This window comes from Nonomuraea sp. NPDC059007 (assembly GCF_042740555.1).
In the GTDB taxonomy this organism is placed as follows: Bacteria; Actinomycetota; Actinomycetes; order Streptosporangiales; family Streptosporangiaceae; genus Nonomuraea.
Map to the genome: position 1 here is coordinate 140,832 of NZ_JBHYJD010000001.1, position 14,145 is coordinate 154,976.

At 70.6% G+C, this 14,145-nt stretch carries 13 protein-coding genes; 7 read left to right on the forward strand and 6 right to left on the reverse strand.

All coding sequences use genetic code 11. The features are described 5' to 3' along the window. The first annotated feature begins 83 nt into the window (after positions 1 to 83). A complete protein-coding gene (locus tag ACFWY5_RS00690; RefSeq protein WP_379610330.1) occupies positions 84 to 632 on the forward strand; it encodes a DUF1707 domain-containing protein in 549 nt (182 codons plus the stop codon). On the opposite strand, the gene ACFWY5_RS00695 is transcribed toward ACFWY5_RS00690, so the two are convergent. From ACFWY5_RS00695 to ACFWY5_RS00710, 4 genes are all read right to left on the reverse strand, one after another. Next, positions 602 to 1,705, reverse strand: coding sequence for an aromatic ring-hydroxylating dioxygenase subunit alpha (locus tag ACFWY5_RS00695; protein WP_379630170.1), 1,104 nt, complete (start codon positions 1,703 to 1,705; stop codon positions 602 to 604). The genes ACFWY5_RS00690 and ACFWY5_RS00695 overlap by 31 nt on opposite strands. Positions 1,706 to 1,779: 74 nt before the next feature. After that, entirely contained in the window at positions 1,780 to 2,202 is a 423-nt protein-coding gene (locus ACFWY5_RS00700) for a hypothetical protein (RefSeq protein ID WP_379630171.1), read from the reverse strand. Continuing rightward, positions 2,187 to 2,732, reverse strand: a complete 546-nt coding sequence (locus tag ACFWY5_RS00705) for a hypothetical protein (protein ID WP_379630172.1) — start codon at positions 2,730 to 2,732, stop codon at positions 2,187 to 2,189. Before ACFWY5_RS00705 ends, ACFWY5_RS00700 begins: the two co-directional genes overlap by 16 nt. A gap of 59 nt (positions 2,733 to 2,791) precedes the next feature. After that, positions 2,792 to 4,144, reverse strand: a complete 1,353-nt coding sequence (locus ACFWY5_RS00710) for an APC family permease (RefSeq protein ID WP_379630173.1) — start codon at positions 4,142 to 4,144, stop codon at positions 2,792 to 2,794. 109 nt (positions 4,145 to 4,253) lie between these two features. On the opposite strand from ACFWY5_RS00710, the gene ACFWY5_RS00715 reads away from it, so the two are divergent. From ACFWY5_RS00715 to ACFWY5_RS00725, 3 genes are all read left to right on the forward strand, one after another. Beyond that, complete coding sequence (locus ACFWY5_RS00715; RefSeq protein ID WP_379610336.1) at positions 4,254 to 4,634, forward strand: hypothetical protein; 381 nt, start codon at positions 4,254 to 4,256, stop codon at positions 4,632 to 4,634. A gap of 85 nt (positions 4,635 to 4,719) precedes the next feature. After that, positions 4,720 to 6,168, forward strand: coding sequence for a DUF2079 domain-containing protein (locus ACFWY5_RS00720; RefSeq protein WP_379630174.1), 1,449 nt, complete (start codon positions 4,720 to 4,722; stop codon positions 6,166 to 6,168). 250 nt (positions 6,169 to 6,418) lie between these two features. Continuing rightward, entirely contained in the window at positions 6,419 to 7,207 is a 789-nt protein-coding gene (locus ACFWY5_RS00725) for an NAD-dependent epimerase/dehydratase family protein (RefSeq protein WP_379630175.1), read from the forward strand. Between the two features lie 9 nt (positions 7,208 to 7,216). Here ACFWY5_RS00725 and ACFWY5_RS00730 read toward each other — a convergent pair whose 3' ends face one another. Beyond that, positions 7,217 to 8,302: a glycosyltransferase family 4 protein gene (locus ACFWY5_RS00730; protein WP_379630176.1), complete on the reverse strand. Its 1,086-nt coding sequence runs from the start codon at positions 8,300 to 8,302 to the stop codon at positions 7,217 to 7,219. A gap of 39 nt (positions 8,303 to 8,341) precedes the next feature. Between ACFWY5_RS00730 and ACFWY5_RS00735 the strand changes: the two genes are divergently transcribed. The 3 genes from ACFWY5_RS00735 to ACFWY5_RS00745 all read left to right on the forward strand — a co-directional run bounded on the left by ACFWY5_RS00735 (position 8,342) and on the right by ACFWY5_RS00745 (position 13,644). Beyond that, positions 8,342 to 9,160 carry a PIG-L deacetylase family protein gene (locus ACFWY5_RS00735; RefSeq protein WP_379610340.1) on the forward strand — a complete coding sequence of 273 codons (819 nt, stop codon included), beginning with the start codon at positions 8,342 to 8,344 and terminating at the stop codon, positions 9,158 to 9,160. Further along, positions 9,160 to 10,212, forward strand: coding sequence for a YbhN family protein (locus ACFWY5_RS00740; protein WP_379610341.1), 1,053 nt, complete (start codon positions 9,160 to 9,162; stop codon positions 10,210 to 10,212). The genes ACFWY5_RS00735 and ACFWY5_RS00740 overlap by 1 nt, the downstream gene beginning before the upstream one ends. Positions 10,213 to 10,275: 63 nt before the next feature. Next, positions 10,276 to 13,644 (forward strand): BTAD domain-containing putative transcriptional regulator, encoded by a 3,369-nt coding sequence (locus ACFWY5_RS00745; RefSeq protein WP_379630177.1) that lies wholly within the window; start codon positions 10,276 to 10,278, stop codon positions 13,642 to 13,644. On the opposite strand, the gene ACFWY5_RS00750 is transcribed toward ACFWY5_RS00745, so the two are convergent. Beyond that, positions 13,613 to 14,116, reverse strand: coding sequence for a hypothetical protein (locus ACFWY5_RS00750; RefSeq protein WP_379610344.1), 504 nt, complete (start codon positions 14,114 to 14,116; stop codon positions 13,613 to 13,615). The genes ACFWY5_RS00745 and ACFWY5_RS00750 overlap by 32 nt on opposite strands. Positions 14,117 to 14,145 lie beyond the last annotated feature (29 nt).

The following is a 14,145-nucleotide window of genomic DNA, read 5'->3' on the forward strand; positions in this document are numbered from 1 at the left end:
CGCGCCGGCCGCTTCCCCTCGATCTGCGCACGCCCTCGGGAAGGAAGCTCCCGTTCTGAGGACTGCGAACCTATGCTCGAACCATGTCGGAATTGCACGTGCGCGTCGCCGACGAGGATCGGGATCGCACCGCCCAGCAGTTGCAACACGCCTTCGCCGAGGGCCGCCTCACCCCCGCCGAGCTGGACGAACGCCTGAGCCTCGTCTTCTCCGGCCGGACCTACGGCGACCTGCTCGCGGTCGTCGCGGATCTGCCCGCGCCGCGCGTCGCCGAGGAGACCGTCCATCTGGAGACGAAGAACGGCCACGTCAAGCGCTCCGGTGACTGGGACGTGCCGCGCCACCTGCGCGTCACGTCCAAGTACGGCAGCGTCGACCTCGACTTCTCCGAGGCGGTCCTGTCGCATCCCGTGGTGGACGTCGTGTTCGATCTCACGTACGGCTCCGCCAGCGTCGTGTTGCCGCCCGGCGCCTCGGCCAACGTGGACGCCTTCGCCAACCAGTGGGGCTCGACCTCCTCCGACGTCCCCAGCCGGCCGCGGCCCGGCGTACCGCACATCAGGATCAGCGGCGAGAGCAAGTACGGCGCGCTGCGCGTGCGCTATCCGCGCAAGCGATGGTTCACCCACTGATGGAAGGCGGAGATGTGGTGCTCGCTGGGCACCAGCACGCCGCCCGCGCGGTAGGCGCGTGAGGACATGCCGGGCTGGGTCCGTTCGCAGGCGTCGAAGTCCTGCTCGTTGACCCGGTGGAAGAGCTCGACGGAGTGCGTGAGGTCGGCGCCGGCCGCCACCACGTCGGGATGGTAGAGCCAGTCGCACTCCACGACCGTGCGGTCGGCGGCCAGCGGGAACATCCTGTGCATGATCACGTGGTCAGGCACGAGGTTGATGAAGACCTGCGGCTTGACGGTGATCGCGTAGTAGCGCCGGTCCTGCTCGGCGGAGACGCCGGGCAGCTTGCCGAAGCCCGCCCTGCCGTCGACGGTGAACCCCTCGACGCGCTCGGCGAACTCCGCGCCGTGGCCGACGTAGTACTGGGCCGCGTAGCCCCCGGCGAACTCGGGCAGCACCGCGGTCAGCTCCGGGTGGATGGTGGCGCAGTGGTAGCACTCCATGAAGTTCTCGACGATGAGCTTCCAGTTCGCCTGTACGTCGTAGACGACGCGGCGGCCGAGTGCCAGCTTGTCGACGTGGTAGTGCTCGATCGCGGCGGGGTCGCCGAGCCGTTCCGTGGCGGCGCCGGTGACCGTCTCCTCGAAGGAGGGCGGGGCGTCGGCCAGGCAGAGCCAGGCGTAGCCGAGCCATTCGCGCAGGTGAACGGGGATCAGGCCGTACTCGACCCGGTCGATGTCCGGCATCTTGACCAGGTTGGGCGCGGCCACGAGCCTGCCGTCGAGGTCGTAGGACCAGGCGTGGTAGACGCAGCGGATGGTCCGCTTGACCTCGCCCTCCGGCTCGGCGCACAGTTGCGCGCCCCGGTGCCGGCAGACGTTGAGGAAGGCGCGTAAGACGCCGTCGCGGCCGCGGACGACGATCACGCTCTCCCTGCCGATCCTGACGGTCCTGAAGGCGCCGGGTCGCGGGAGTTCGTCGGTCCTGACCGCGCAGAACCAGAGGCCTTCGAAGATCTTCTCCTGTTCCTCGCGGAAGATCTCGGGGTCGGTGTAGGAGCGGCCGGGAAGGGTGGAGACCAGACTCGACATGTTCACCCGCTTGTTGCGTATTACGCGACGAGTTGCTCTATATGCGACATCGTCGGGTCGGGTTCGCGAGCCTGTCAATAGGTGATCCGCCGGCGCAGGCGGGAGAGCAGCGGATAGAGCAGGCCGAGGCCGATCAGGACCAGCGCGAAGGTCAGGATCCACTCGTTGGAGCCGCCCTCGGTGTAGACCTGCGCGGGGCGGCCCACGTCCACGGCTTTGAGTGCCTGGCCCTGGGCCATGGTGTCGCGGGCGCTGCCGTACAGGGAGACCTCGCGCGCGCCCGAGGCGGTGGCGAACCGCCCGTACCACGCGCAGGCCTCGTGGCCCCCCGGATGCGTCACGCACGACAGGCGGCTCGCCGTGAACGTGCCCCAGGTTCCCTCGGCCCGCGCGGCGCGCACGACGGGCCCGAGGTTGGGGACGGCGAGCGCCAGCAGCAGCACGGCGGTCACCGTCGCCACGACGACGGTGAAGCGGCTGTTCACGCCCGTGCGCACGAGCAGGACATGCGCGCCCGCTCCTCCTTGTCCGGCCGGGCGTGCAGGATCATGGCGACCACCATCGGGGCGAAGACCACCGTGTTGTAGAACAGGTGCAGCTCCACGCGGGGGAAGAGCAACTGCGCCACGCTCGTCTGCACCGGCCGGCCCGCCAGGAACCAGCCCGACTGCACCTGGATGAGCAGCAGCAGGTGCTCAACGTGGTGCCAGATCTGGATGCCGAGGGCGATGTTCCACCACAGCCGGGCGCGCCCGGTGAAGCCCTTGCGCAGTACCCAGAGCGCCGCGAGCATGATCAGCGCGTAGCCGTAGTGCAGCGCCTCCGAGGTGACCAGCCAGGGGAAGAACTGCCCCAGCACTCCCCTGGCCTCGGGCACGGGCCAGCCCAGCACCCAGATCTGCACGGCCTGCACGATGTGCTCCGCCCAGTGCGCGAGCACGACGAACAGGAACACGTTCAGCGCGGTCCGGTGACGTGGACCGTTGAGCGTCCCGGTCAGGCCCGTGGACATCGGTATGGCGGTCATCATCCCTCCAACGCGTGGACAGCCGCACCTGTTGTACGGCCCGCCCACGCGTCAGGGATTCAGTCCTCCGGAGTGATCTTGGTCGGATCCACCTGGGTGACCCGGCCCACGAAGATCCAGTTGATGCCCCAGAGGATGACGCCCAGCACGATGAGGGCCGCCGCGCGCAGGTAGATGTCGGCCGACCTGCCGGTCAGCGGCAGCGCCAGGAACAGGCAGACCACGGCCCCGAGCACCGGCGCCCAGGTCGGGGCCCGGTAGTGGTCGTGGCCGACGTCCTCCTTGCGCAGGATCAGCACGCAGATGTTGACCAGCGCGAACACCAGCAGCAACAACAGCACGGTGGTGTCGGCCAGTGGCGCCACGTCGCCCGTCGAGACCAGGATCGCCGCGATGGCGATCGTGAACACGATGGCGATCCACGGAGTGGACCGGGTCGGGTGAACCGTGCCGAAGAACGGGGGGATGATGCGCTGGCGGGCCATGCCGTACACGAGCCTGGAGGCCATCAGCATGTTGATCAGCGCGGTGTTGCCGACGGCGAGCAGCGCGATCAGCGCGAAGAGCTTGGGCGGGAAGGCCAGCCCCGCGACCTTCACCACCTCCAGCAGCGGGCCGGAGGACTCCATCAGCGTCTTGGTGTCGACGAGCATGGTCGCCGTGAACGCCACCGCCATGTAGATGACCGCGGCCACGATCAGGCCGCCGAACAGGGCGCGGGGGAAGTCCTTCTGCGGGTTCTTGGCCTCCTCCGCCAGGTTGACCGAGTCCTCGAAGCCGAGCAGGGCGTAGAAGGCCAGCGCGGTGCCGCCGAGGATGCCGAGGAAGGCGCCGTTGGCCGGGTGGAACTCGATCGCCCTGGCGGGCTCGCCGTCCCCGGTGAAGAGCGCGAAAATGCCGATGGCCACGATCACCAGCAGGCCGAACGCCTCGATGATGGTCAGGGCCACGTTCACCTTGACGGACTCCGAAATTCCGGCGAAGTTCACCAGGGCCACCAGGCCCAGGAAGATGAACGCGCCGACCAGCACCGGCAGCGTCACGAACTCGGCCAGGTAGCGACCGCCGAAGGCCCTGGCCGCCGCGCTCGCCGAGGTGATGCCGCTCATCATCACGGTGAACGCGACGATGAAAGTGACGAACGGGATGCCGAACGCCTTATTGACATACAGCGCCGCTCCGGCCGCCTGCGGGTACTTACCGACCAGTTCGGCATAGGCCGTCGCGGTCAGCGCGGCGAGGACGAAAGCCACCAGGAACGGCAGCCACAACGCCCCTCCGACATGTCCGGCGACCTTCCCGACCAGCGCGTATATGCCCGCGCCGAGAATGTCGCCGACGACGAACAGCAGCAGGACCCTGCGGCCGATGACCCGCTTCAGTGAGTGTTGTTCTGCCTGACCAGTGCTCATGACCTTGGACTACCCACGTCTGTCACCGCTGATGTTGGCAATGTGCAAGCGAGATTCAAGGAATGGTCCATAATGTCCCTTCGTCTCCACACCTACGAAGGGCACAACCATGACTTCCTCCCGCCGTCGCATCGCCATCACGATCGCGACGCTGACTCTTGCCGGGCTCGCGACCGCCTGCGGCGCGGTCGACAAGGCCGTGGACTGCAACACGGCGGCACAGGAGGTCACCAAGATCTCCAACGAGTTCACCCAGTCCATGGCCACCGCCGCCACCGACCCCGACGCCTTCAACAAGGCGAGCGAGGAGGCCGCGGGCAAGGTCAAGACCCTGGCCGGCAAGTACGACGGCGAACTCGCCGCTGCGCTCAACGATCTGGCCGGCGGATTCGAGGACATGAAGATGGACAAGAACAACCCCGCCTCGGCGATGGACGGTGTCAACAAGCTGCAGGGCTTCACCACCAAGATCCAGAGCGCCTGCGGCTGACCCCCTGAGCCCACGGCCGCCGCTCCGCCTGTGGGGGGCAGCGCGGCGCGGCGGCCGTGACGCATTGGCACTACTCTTGCTGCCCGTGACGGCGGAGACCATGACGGCGGAAACCGTGACGACACCCGGCCGCCGCCTTCCGCGGCACCGCTACCGGGTCGGGCTGATCGTCCTGGTGGCCGCGGCGGCGTACTCCGTGATCGGGCTGGTGAAGCTGGCCACGTTCAGGGCGAGTACCTACGATCTGGTCATCGTCGATCAGGCGGTGCGCAACTACTCGCGCTTCCGGCCGCCGTACATTCCCGTCGTGGGCGGGTGGCACGACCGGGGCATGGACTATCTCCAGATCGTCGACCACTTCTCGCCGATCTACGCGCTGCTGGCGCCGTTCTACTGGATCCACGACGGGCCCGGGTCGCTGATCGTCGCGCAGGCGCTGCTGTTCGCCGCGGCCATTCCGTTTCTGTGGCTGTACACACGGCGGGTGCTCGGGATCGGGGCCGCGTACCTGGTCTCCGTCGCCTACGCGCTGTCGTGGCCCGTGGCCCAGGCGATCGCGTTCGACGCGCACGAGGTCATGTTCGTCCCGGTGCTGACCGCCATCATGATCGAGCGATACCAGGCGGGACGCTTTCTGCCCGCGTTCCTGGCGATGTTCGGGCTCCTCCTGGTCAAGGAGGACATGGGGCTGATGGTGATCGGGTTCGGCCTCTACCTGTTCGTCACCGGTGACCGCTTCCGCGGCATCTGCTGCGCGGTGATCGGCGCGGCCGGGGTCATGCTCACCCGCGGCGCGATCATCCCCATGCTCGGCGGCGACACCTCCGACTTCTGGGCCTACGACCACCTCGGGCCCGACCTGCCGGGCGCGCTGCTCGGCATCCTGCGCGACCCGCTCGGGACGCTGCTGCTGCCCTTCAGCGCCGAGGCCAAGGTCGACACGTTGTTCCTGCTGGTGTGGCCGACGCTGCTGCTGTGCCTGCTGTCGCCGTTGTCGCTGATCGCGCTGCCGCACGTGCTGGAGCGGATGCTGTCGGACCGGGAGTTGTGGTGGCAGGCCGACTTCCAGTACAGCGCGTTCACGGTGATCATCCTGTTCTGCGCGGGGGTGGATGGTCTTGCCCGGCTGCAGCGGTGGCTGGGGCGTAAGGACCTGGCGGTGGTGTGGTCGGCGGCGGTGCTGGTGGTCGCCGTTACCCTTGTACCCCGTTTCGCCCTCGACCAGCTCTACCACCCCGACTTCTACAAGGGCGACCAGACCAAGATCGTGGCGGCTCGGGAGGCGGTGGCGAAGATCCCGGACGGGGTGGTGGTCGAGGCGGCCAACAGCTTCGGGCCGGCGTTGACGGGGCGTACGACGGTGCTGCTGTGGACGGCCAAATCACACAACGCGCCTTGGGTGATCGCGGACACGTCCCGCTGGGAGTTCCCCTTCGGCTCGGCCGACGACCAACGCGCCCAGGTGGACTCTCTCGTTTCGCAGGGCTACACGCGCGTCTTCGACCGCGACGGCGTTGTTGTTCTCCGCCGCTGACCTTTTTGGCTCTTCTGGCGTGCGGGTGGTTTGCGGCCGCTCGCGACGTGCGGCTCTCTTTGGGGTTACGGCAAGCCGCCCCCACGCCACCCGCCGACACCGGCGGGCGCCGATCGTGGGGGTCGCTTCTCACGTCGGACATGGTCCCCGCCGTCACGGCCCCGTGTGGGAAGTCGTCGCGGTGCCCGTGCGGAAGGCGTCGTGGTGCTCGTGCCGGAATCTGTCGGTGGCGTTCGGCAGACTCCTCCCCATGAGGCTGGGCAAGATCGTGTTGACCGGTGCCGCCGGGCGGGTGGGCGCGGCGATCCGGGATGGTCTGCGGGCGCGGGCCGAGCGGCTGGTGCTGGTTGACCGGGTGCCTATCGAGGCGCGAGCCGGTAACGAGGAGGTCGTCACCACCGAGCTCGACGGCCTCTCCACGGTGCTGGAGGTGGTGCGCGGCGCCGACGTGGTCGTGCACCTGTCCGGCATTCCCGACGAGGCGCCGCTGCCGGATCTGCTCCAGGCCAATGTGCTCGGCACCCACCACGTCTTCGAAGCCGCCCGGCTGACAGGGGTGCCGCGGGTCGTGCTGGCCGGCAGTAACCGCCTGACCGGCCACTATCCCGTCAGGCGGACGCTCACCCCCGATCTCGCGCCCCGCCCCGACGGCCTCTACGGCGTCTCCAAGGCGGCCGTCGAGGCCCTGGCCCACCTCTACGCCGACAAGTTCGGCCTCCAGATCGTCAGCCTGCGGATCGGCAGCCTCGAAACCGAACCCGAGGACGCCCGCCACCTGGCCACCTGGCTCAGCCCGCGCGACTGCGCCGGGTACTTCGCCGCCGCCCTCACCACCCCGGTCACCGGCTTCGTGGCCGGCTACGCGGTCTCGGCCAACGCCCGCCGCTTCTGGGAACTGCCCGACCTCGGCTACACCCCGCTGGACAACGCCGAGGCGTACGCCGCCCGCTTCCCCGGCGCCGACGCCTTCTTCGTGGCCGGCATGCCCCAGGGCGGTTCGTTCGCCGCGCCCGCCTACACCCTCCCCCACCTGCGCTAGCCCACGAGGTCAGCCGATGGCCTGCTTGTACGCCCGGTCGAAGCCCTCCAGGACCGACTTCCAGGAGCCTGCCGCCGGCTCCGTTTCGCGGTTGTGGGCGGCGATCGACTCGCGGAGCTTCGTGTCGGTGGTCAGGCGGGCGACGCAGCGGGCCAGGTCCGGTTCGTTGCGGGCCAGCAGGCCCTCCTCGCCGTGCCGGACGAAGTCGGCGACCCCGCTGCGTTCGCGGGCGATCACCGGCAGCCCCGCCGCCCTCGCCTCCAGGGCGGCGATGCCGAAGGACTCCAGGGGCGCGGGCGCCACGAACATGTCGGCGGAGGCCAGCAGCCCGGCGATCTCCTCGCGGGTCTGGCGGCCGGGGAGCGTCACCCAGCCGGTCATGTCGTGCTGGGTCAGGTAGCGGTCCATCGAGCCCCTCGCCGGGCCGTCCCCGACGATGGTCGCGCGCATCGGGATGCCGGACGGGACCCGGGCGCGGGCCGTGTTCAGGGCCTTCAGGAGCCGCACCGGGTGTTTGCGCGGAGCCAGCCTGCCCACCGCCACGATGTGGACGCCGTCCTTGCCCGCCGAGCCGGAGGGCAGGTCCGACGGTCGCCAGCCGGTCAGGTCGAGGCCGTTGGAGACCACGTGGACCGGTACCCCCCGGCCCGCGACCCGGCGGATCGGGACGGCGGCGGCGCTGCTCACGGTGGTGGCGACCACACCCCAGCGGTGCCACTCGTACACGAGGCGGAGCAGGCGGTAGACGGCGCGGGTGCCCGGGTCCCACATGCTGTGGACGGTCACCACCACGGGCAGTCCGGCCCGTACGGCCGCGCGTACCCCCATCCAGGCGAACGGCGAGACCGCCCCCGTGTGCACGTGCACGACGTCGGGACGGGAGGAGGTGAGCAGGCGGGTGACATGTCCCACACCACGCGGGTGCACGGGCAGGTCGAAGGGCATTCTGGCGACGATCCTGCGCACGCCGTCGAGGGCTTCGCCGCGGGTGGCCGTGGCCACCTCGACCTCGTGGCCCGCCTCCCGCTGCTGGCGTACGAGGTCGGCCACCTGGACCTCGATCCCTCCGAGCCGCGGCAGGTAACAGTCACTCACGTGAAAGATCCGCACCTCTCCCAGACTAATCTGGGCCCTGTGCCAACAAAGCCACGCACAGCTGTGTTCTTCCACGCCCACCCCGATGACGAGGCCCTGCTGACGGCGGGCACCATGGCGATGCTCGCGGCCGAGGGGCACCGGGTGGTGCTGGTGGTGGCCACGGCGGGCGAGCGCGGCCTGGCGGAGATGGATCCGGGCGACGAACTGGGCGAGACGCGGCTCAAGGAGCTCTACACCTCGGCCGCGCTGCTGGGCTGCGCCCGGGTGGAGTGCCTGGGCTACGGCGACTCGGGGCTGAGCCCCAAGGGCGGCGTCGCCGAGGAGCGGCCGGACAACGCCTTCATCGACGCCGACACCGACAAGGCGGCCAGGCAACTGGCCGAGATCCTCAAGGACGAGGCGGCCGACCTGCTGGCGATCTACGATCCGGCCGGCGGGTACGGGCATCCGGACCACGTCCAGGTGCACCGGGTGGGCAGGCGCGCGGCGGAGATGGCGGGGACGGAGATCGTCCTGGAGGCGACGGTGAACCGCGATCCGTTGCTCAAGGCGCTCAAGCTGGCGGGGAAGGTATACCGGTTTCCGCCGGAGTTCGATCCCCGGACGTTCGAGAGCGCCTACACTGCGGGCGATCAGATCACCCATCGGGTGAACGTCAGGAAGTACACGAAGCAGAAGCGGGCGTCGATGGAGGCGCACGTCTCACAGGCCAGCGGCGGCGACAGCGACCGTACTCTGGCCGTGATGCTGAAGATCCCCGGCCCCCTCTACCGCCTGGTGTTCGGAACCGAGTGGTTCGTCCGCAGGGACGTGCCCCCGGGCACCCGGCTCACCCACCCCTTCGAGCAGGTGTGATGAAGAACAAGTGGCTGCAGGTCACTCTGTCCGTGCTGTCCCTTGCTCTGGCGGTCCTGCTGGTGGTCTACCTGCCGCAGATCGTGCAGGCGCTGACCGGCAAGCCGGTCTCGTGGCGGGAGATCGGCGCGGAGTTCGGCCAGCTCGGCGCCGGAACCATCGCGCTGATGGCCGGGTTGTGGCTGCTGAGCCTGCTGGCCTACACGTTCGTGCTGACCAACTCGCAGCCCGGCCTCAGCAACCTGCAGGGCCTCACGCTCAACGCCGCGGGCAGCGCGGTCAGCAACCTGCTGCCGTTCGGCGGCGCCGCGGGCGTGGCGCTGACGTTCGCCATGTGCAAGGGCTGGGGGTTCGGCTACCGGTCGATCGTGGTGATGACGCTGGTCAGCGGCGTGTGGAACACGCTGTTCCGGTTCGTCCTGCCCGCGGTCGGGATCATCGCGCTGCTGATGGCGGGCGAGGTGGTCAACACGACCGTGGAGCGGGCGGGCTGGGCGGGCGCGATCTCGATCCTGGTGCTCGTGGTCGTGGTGGCGGCGGCGCTGTACTGGGACCGCGCGGCGGTGCTCCTGGGCAAGGTGCTCGACGGGCTGGGCAGGCCGTTCAAGAAGGAGATCGCGCCGTCGTTCCACAAGCTGCGCGCCGACACCGCGGGGATCGTCAGGACGCGCTGGCCGGGGCTGTCGCTGGCGATGATCGCGTTCCTGGTGCTCCAGTGGGGGATCATGGTGGTCTGCATGCAGGCCACCGGCGCGTACCCCGGGCTGGCGCAGTCGATCGCGGTCTTCGCGCTGTCGCGGGTGCTCACCGCGGCGCTGATCACGCCGAGCGGCGCCGGGATCATGGAGGGCGGGGTGGTGCTCCTGCTCGTCTCCTTCGGCATCCCCACGGCTCCCGCGACCGCGACCGCACTGTTGTTCGGCTTCTGGACTTACACTATCGAGATCCCGTTCGGCGGCCTGGCTCTGGGCGCGTGGGCGCTTCTGCGCAGGCGCGACAGCCGCAACGGTGCCGCGAAATCCCCGTCCGAGAGTATGAAGGCCCCGCAGTGACCCTTCCAAACCCCTCAAAGACCTTGTGCGTGATTCGGAAGCGCGCATAGCGTGGCGGCTGACATGGTGGCGTTTCGAGTTCTGGGGCCAGTCGAGGCGTACGAAAACGACGAACTCGACCTCGGCGGGTTGCGGCAGCGAGCCGTCCTCGCCCGATTGCTGGTGGCCAGGGGTCAGGTCGTTCCGGTCGACACCCTGCTCTACGACCTGTGGGCGGACGACACCGCCAAGGGCGCCCAGTCGGGCCTGCAGGTCTACATCTCCCGGCTGCGCCGCGTGCTGGAGCCCGGCCGCCCGCGCGGGGGTCCCAACCGGCTGCTGGTGACGGTCGCCTCCGGGTACGCGCTGCGCGTCGCGCCCGACCAGGTCGACGCGCTCCGCTTCGAGCAGCTGGTACGCAGCGCCGGAGAGCGGCTGGAGGGCGACGACCCCCAGGCGGCCAGGACCTTCCTGGAGAAGGCGCTCGGGCTGTGGCGCGGCACGCCGTACTCCGACTTCGCCGACCAGACGTGGGCGGAGGCCGAGGTGAACCGGCTGACCGAGCTGCGGCTGGTGGCGCGCGAGCGCCACGCCGACACCGGGCTGCGCCTCGGGCTCAACGCCGAGACCGTGCCCGACCTGGAGGCGATGACCACCGAGCACCCGCTGCGCGAGGAGGGGTGGCGGCTGCTGTCGCTGGGCCTGTACCGCAGCGGCCGGCAGGGTGACGCGCTGGCCGCGCTGCGCAGGGCCCGCGGCATCCTGGCCGACGAGCTCGGCATCGACCCCGGCCCGGCGCTGCGCAAGCTGGAGTCCGACATCCTCGCCCAGGCGCCCGGCCTTGAGCTGGTCCCGTCGGCCCGCCCGTCCCGCCCGGCGCAGCCGGTCAACGACACCTGGCCGCCGCGTCCGGCCGCGCCCGTGGAGCCGCCGCCGCTGGAGCCGGAGCCGTTCGTCGGCCGCGACGCCGAGCTGACCAGGCTGACGCAGGCCGCCGCCCGCACGGGCCGCTTCCAGGTGGCGATCGTCACCGGCGTGGCGGGGGCCGGCAAGACCACGCTGCTGAGCCAGCTGGAGAGCAAGCTCGCCACCGACGGCTGGATCACCTCCTCCGGCGCCTGCCCCGACTCCACCGCCACCCCGCCCGGCTGGGCCTGGGTGGAGATCCTGCGCACGCTGGTCGGCGTGACCGGCGCCGGCGAGTACGCCCAGTTGCTCGCGCCTCTGCTCGACGACGCCGACCCCGATCCCGACGACGACGAGCTGTCCGGCGGCTTCCGCCTGCACCGCGCGGTCGGCGGCTACCTGGCCGGAGTGGCCCGCCGCTCCCCCGTGCTGCTCACCCTCGAAGACCTCCACTGGGCCGACGACCAGACGCTTGCGCTGCTGCGCGCGCTGCCGAGCCTGCTGGCCACCAGCCGGGTCATGCTCGTGGTCACGTGCAGGGAGAGCGAGCTGGACGACGGGCAGTCCGACGTGCTGGCCGCGCTGGCCAGGCTCGGCCCGGTCCGGGTGGGGCTGTCGGGGCTCGACCCGAAGGCGGTGGCCGAGCTGGTGCGGGCCACCTGCGTACGCGAGATCGACGAGGACGCGGTCGAGTCGATCGTCGAGCGCACCGGCGGCAACCCGTTCTTCGTCCGCGAGACCGTGCGCCTGCTCGACTCCGAGGCCGCGGCGGCCGGTGAGACGACGACCACCGCGGTGCTGTCGCGGGTGCCGTCCGGCGTGCGGGACGTGCTGCGGCGGCGCATCTCGCGGCTGCCGGCCGAGGCGCAGCAGATCCTACTGCAGGCGGCGGTGATCGGCCGCGACGTGGACATCGACGTGCTCATCGGCGTGGCCGGCGCTGAGGAGCCGGTGGTCGAGGCGGTCGAGGCGGCGCTGCTGGCCGGGCTCGTCACCGAACCGGGCCCCGGCCTGCTGCGCTTCGACCACGACCTGGTGCGCGACACGATCTACTCCGACGCCTCGCGGCTGCGCCGTACCCGGTTGCACGCGGCCGTCGCGAAGGAGATCGAGGAGCGCAGCCCCGCGGACGTGGCGGCGCTGGCCCACCACTACTTCCTCGCCGACGCCGCGGAGAAGGCGGTCCACTACGCCGGGCTGGCGGCCGAGCAGGCCGAGCGGCGTTTCGCGCACCGCGAGGCGGCGCGGCTGTGGGAGCAGGCGATCGCGGCCTTCGAGCGCACCGGCGGCGACACCAAGGAACGTCTGCAGCTGATGCTGCGCCAGATCAAGGCCCTCGCGGTCTGCGGCGACATGACCGCGGCCAGGCTGCTGCGCCGCCAGGCGATGGACCTGGCGCTGCCGCTGCAGGACCTGGAGATCACCGCGCGGGTGGCGGCGTCGCTCGCGGTGCCGCACAAGGGCATGGCGCGCGACTTCACGCGCACCGCGTGGGAGATCGTCGACGTCACCGAGAAGGCGCTCATCGAGCTGCCCGAGGGCGAGCAGACGCTGCGCGCGAGCCTGCTGACCACGCTGGCGCTGGAGCTGGAGGGCTCCTCCTCGCCCGAGCGGGGCCGTCAGGCGTCGCTGGAGGCGCTCGAACTGGCCCGGCAGAGCGGCGACCCGGCCCTGATCGCGGCGGCGCTGAGCGGGCGGCTGCGCCAGTCCTACGACATCCCCGCCGTCGACACGCGCGAGAGCATCGGACGCGAGCTGCTGGAGGTGGCGCAGCGCTCCGGCCAGATGGCCACGCAGGCGCTGGCCCACCTGGTGCTGCTGGAGTGCGCGGCGGCGCGCGGCGAGTTCGCGGCGGCCGACCAGCACGCTGCGGCGGCCGAGAAGCTGTCGAAGCAGTACGACCTGTCGGCCCCTGCCGCCGTCTGCGCCTGGTACGCCGGGCAGCGGCTGATGATCGCCGGCGACTACGCGGGCGCCGAGCGCGCCTACCGCGACGCGGCCAGGATGACCGCGCGGGTCGGCATGCTCGAAGGCCGCCAGGACCTGCCGCTGATCACCACGTTCTGCCTGCGCCTGGTCGACGGGCGCGCGGCCGAGACGGTCGAGCTGCTGAGCGAGAAGCACCTGGGCGGCTCCAAGTGGACGCTCGACCCCTACGCGCTCGCGCTGGCCTCGGCCGGGCACATCTCCGACGCCAAGGCGGTGGCGGCCACGCGCCCGCCGGTGCGGCCAGACTTCCTGTACGAGCTGGCGATGACCTGGCGGGCCCTGGCCGGGATGCTGCTCGACGACCGCGCGCGGATGGTCGACTGCTACGACAAGCTCAAGCCGTTCGCCGACCGCGTCGCCGGCGCGGGCACGGGCGTCGTGGCGCTCTGGCCCGTGGCGCTGACGCTGGGAGATCTCGCGGTACGGCTCGGCCAGCCCGACGCCGCCCTCGACCACTACCGCAAGGCGCTGGAGGTGGCCGAGCGGGTCGGCGTGGCCCGCTGGGTGGAGGCGGCGCGGCGTTCGGTCAGCAACTCACTTGGAAACGGTCGCTCTTGATCGTCTTCTGACCCTGGACGGCGAACTCGACCCGGTACCAGCCGGGGTTGTCGGCGACCCTGGCCTGCCAGGAGATCGTGCGCCGGGCGGCGCCGAACCCGGAGTGGTCCACCAGGTAGACGCTCCACCGCTTGGTGTACGGGCTCCAGCGCGACAGCTGCCAGCGGTAGAGCACGGTCTGCGCGGGGTCGGGGTTGACCACGACGGTCCTGGCCAGGTACGCGCGGTCGCAGCCCTGCCCGCCGGACTTGGCGGTGACGGAGATGGCGCCGGGCGCGACGGCGGCGGTCTGTGAGGTGATCGGCACCTCACGGGCCTGCAGCGTGATCGCCTGCTGGGGCCGCGGGGCCGACCTGGCGGCGTCGTAGGCGGTGACGCCCGCGTACGCGCCGGTGGCGGCCAAGGCGGCGACGAACAGCTTGACGGCGTTGGCCGATCCGGCGGTGAGCGCCGCTGTGGTTGCCTTGCTCATGGTCACCACTCCTTCGTTCTCACCCTCAG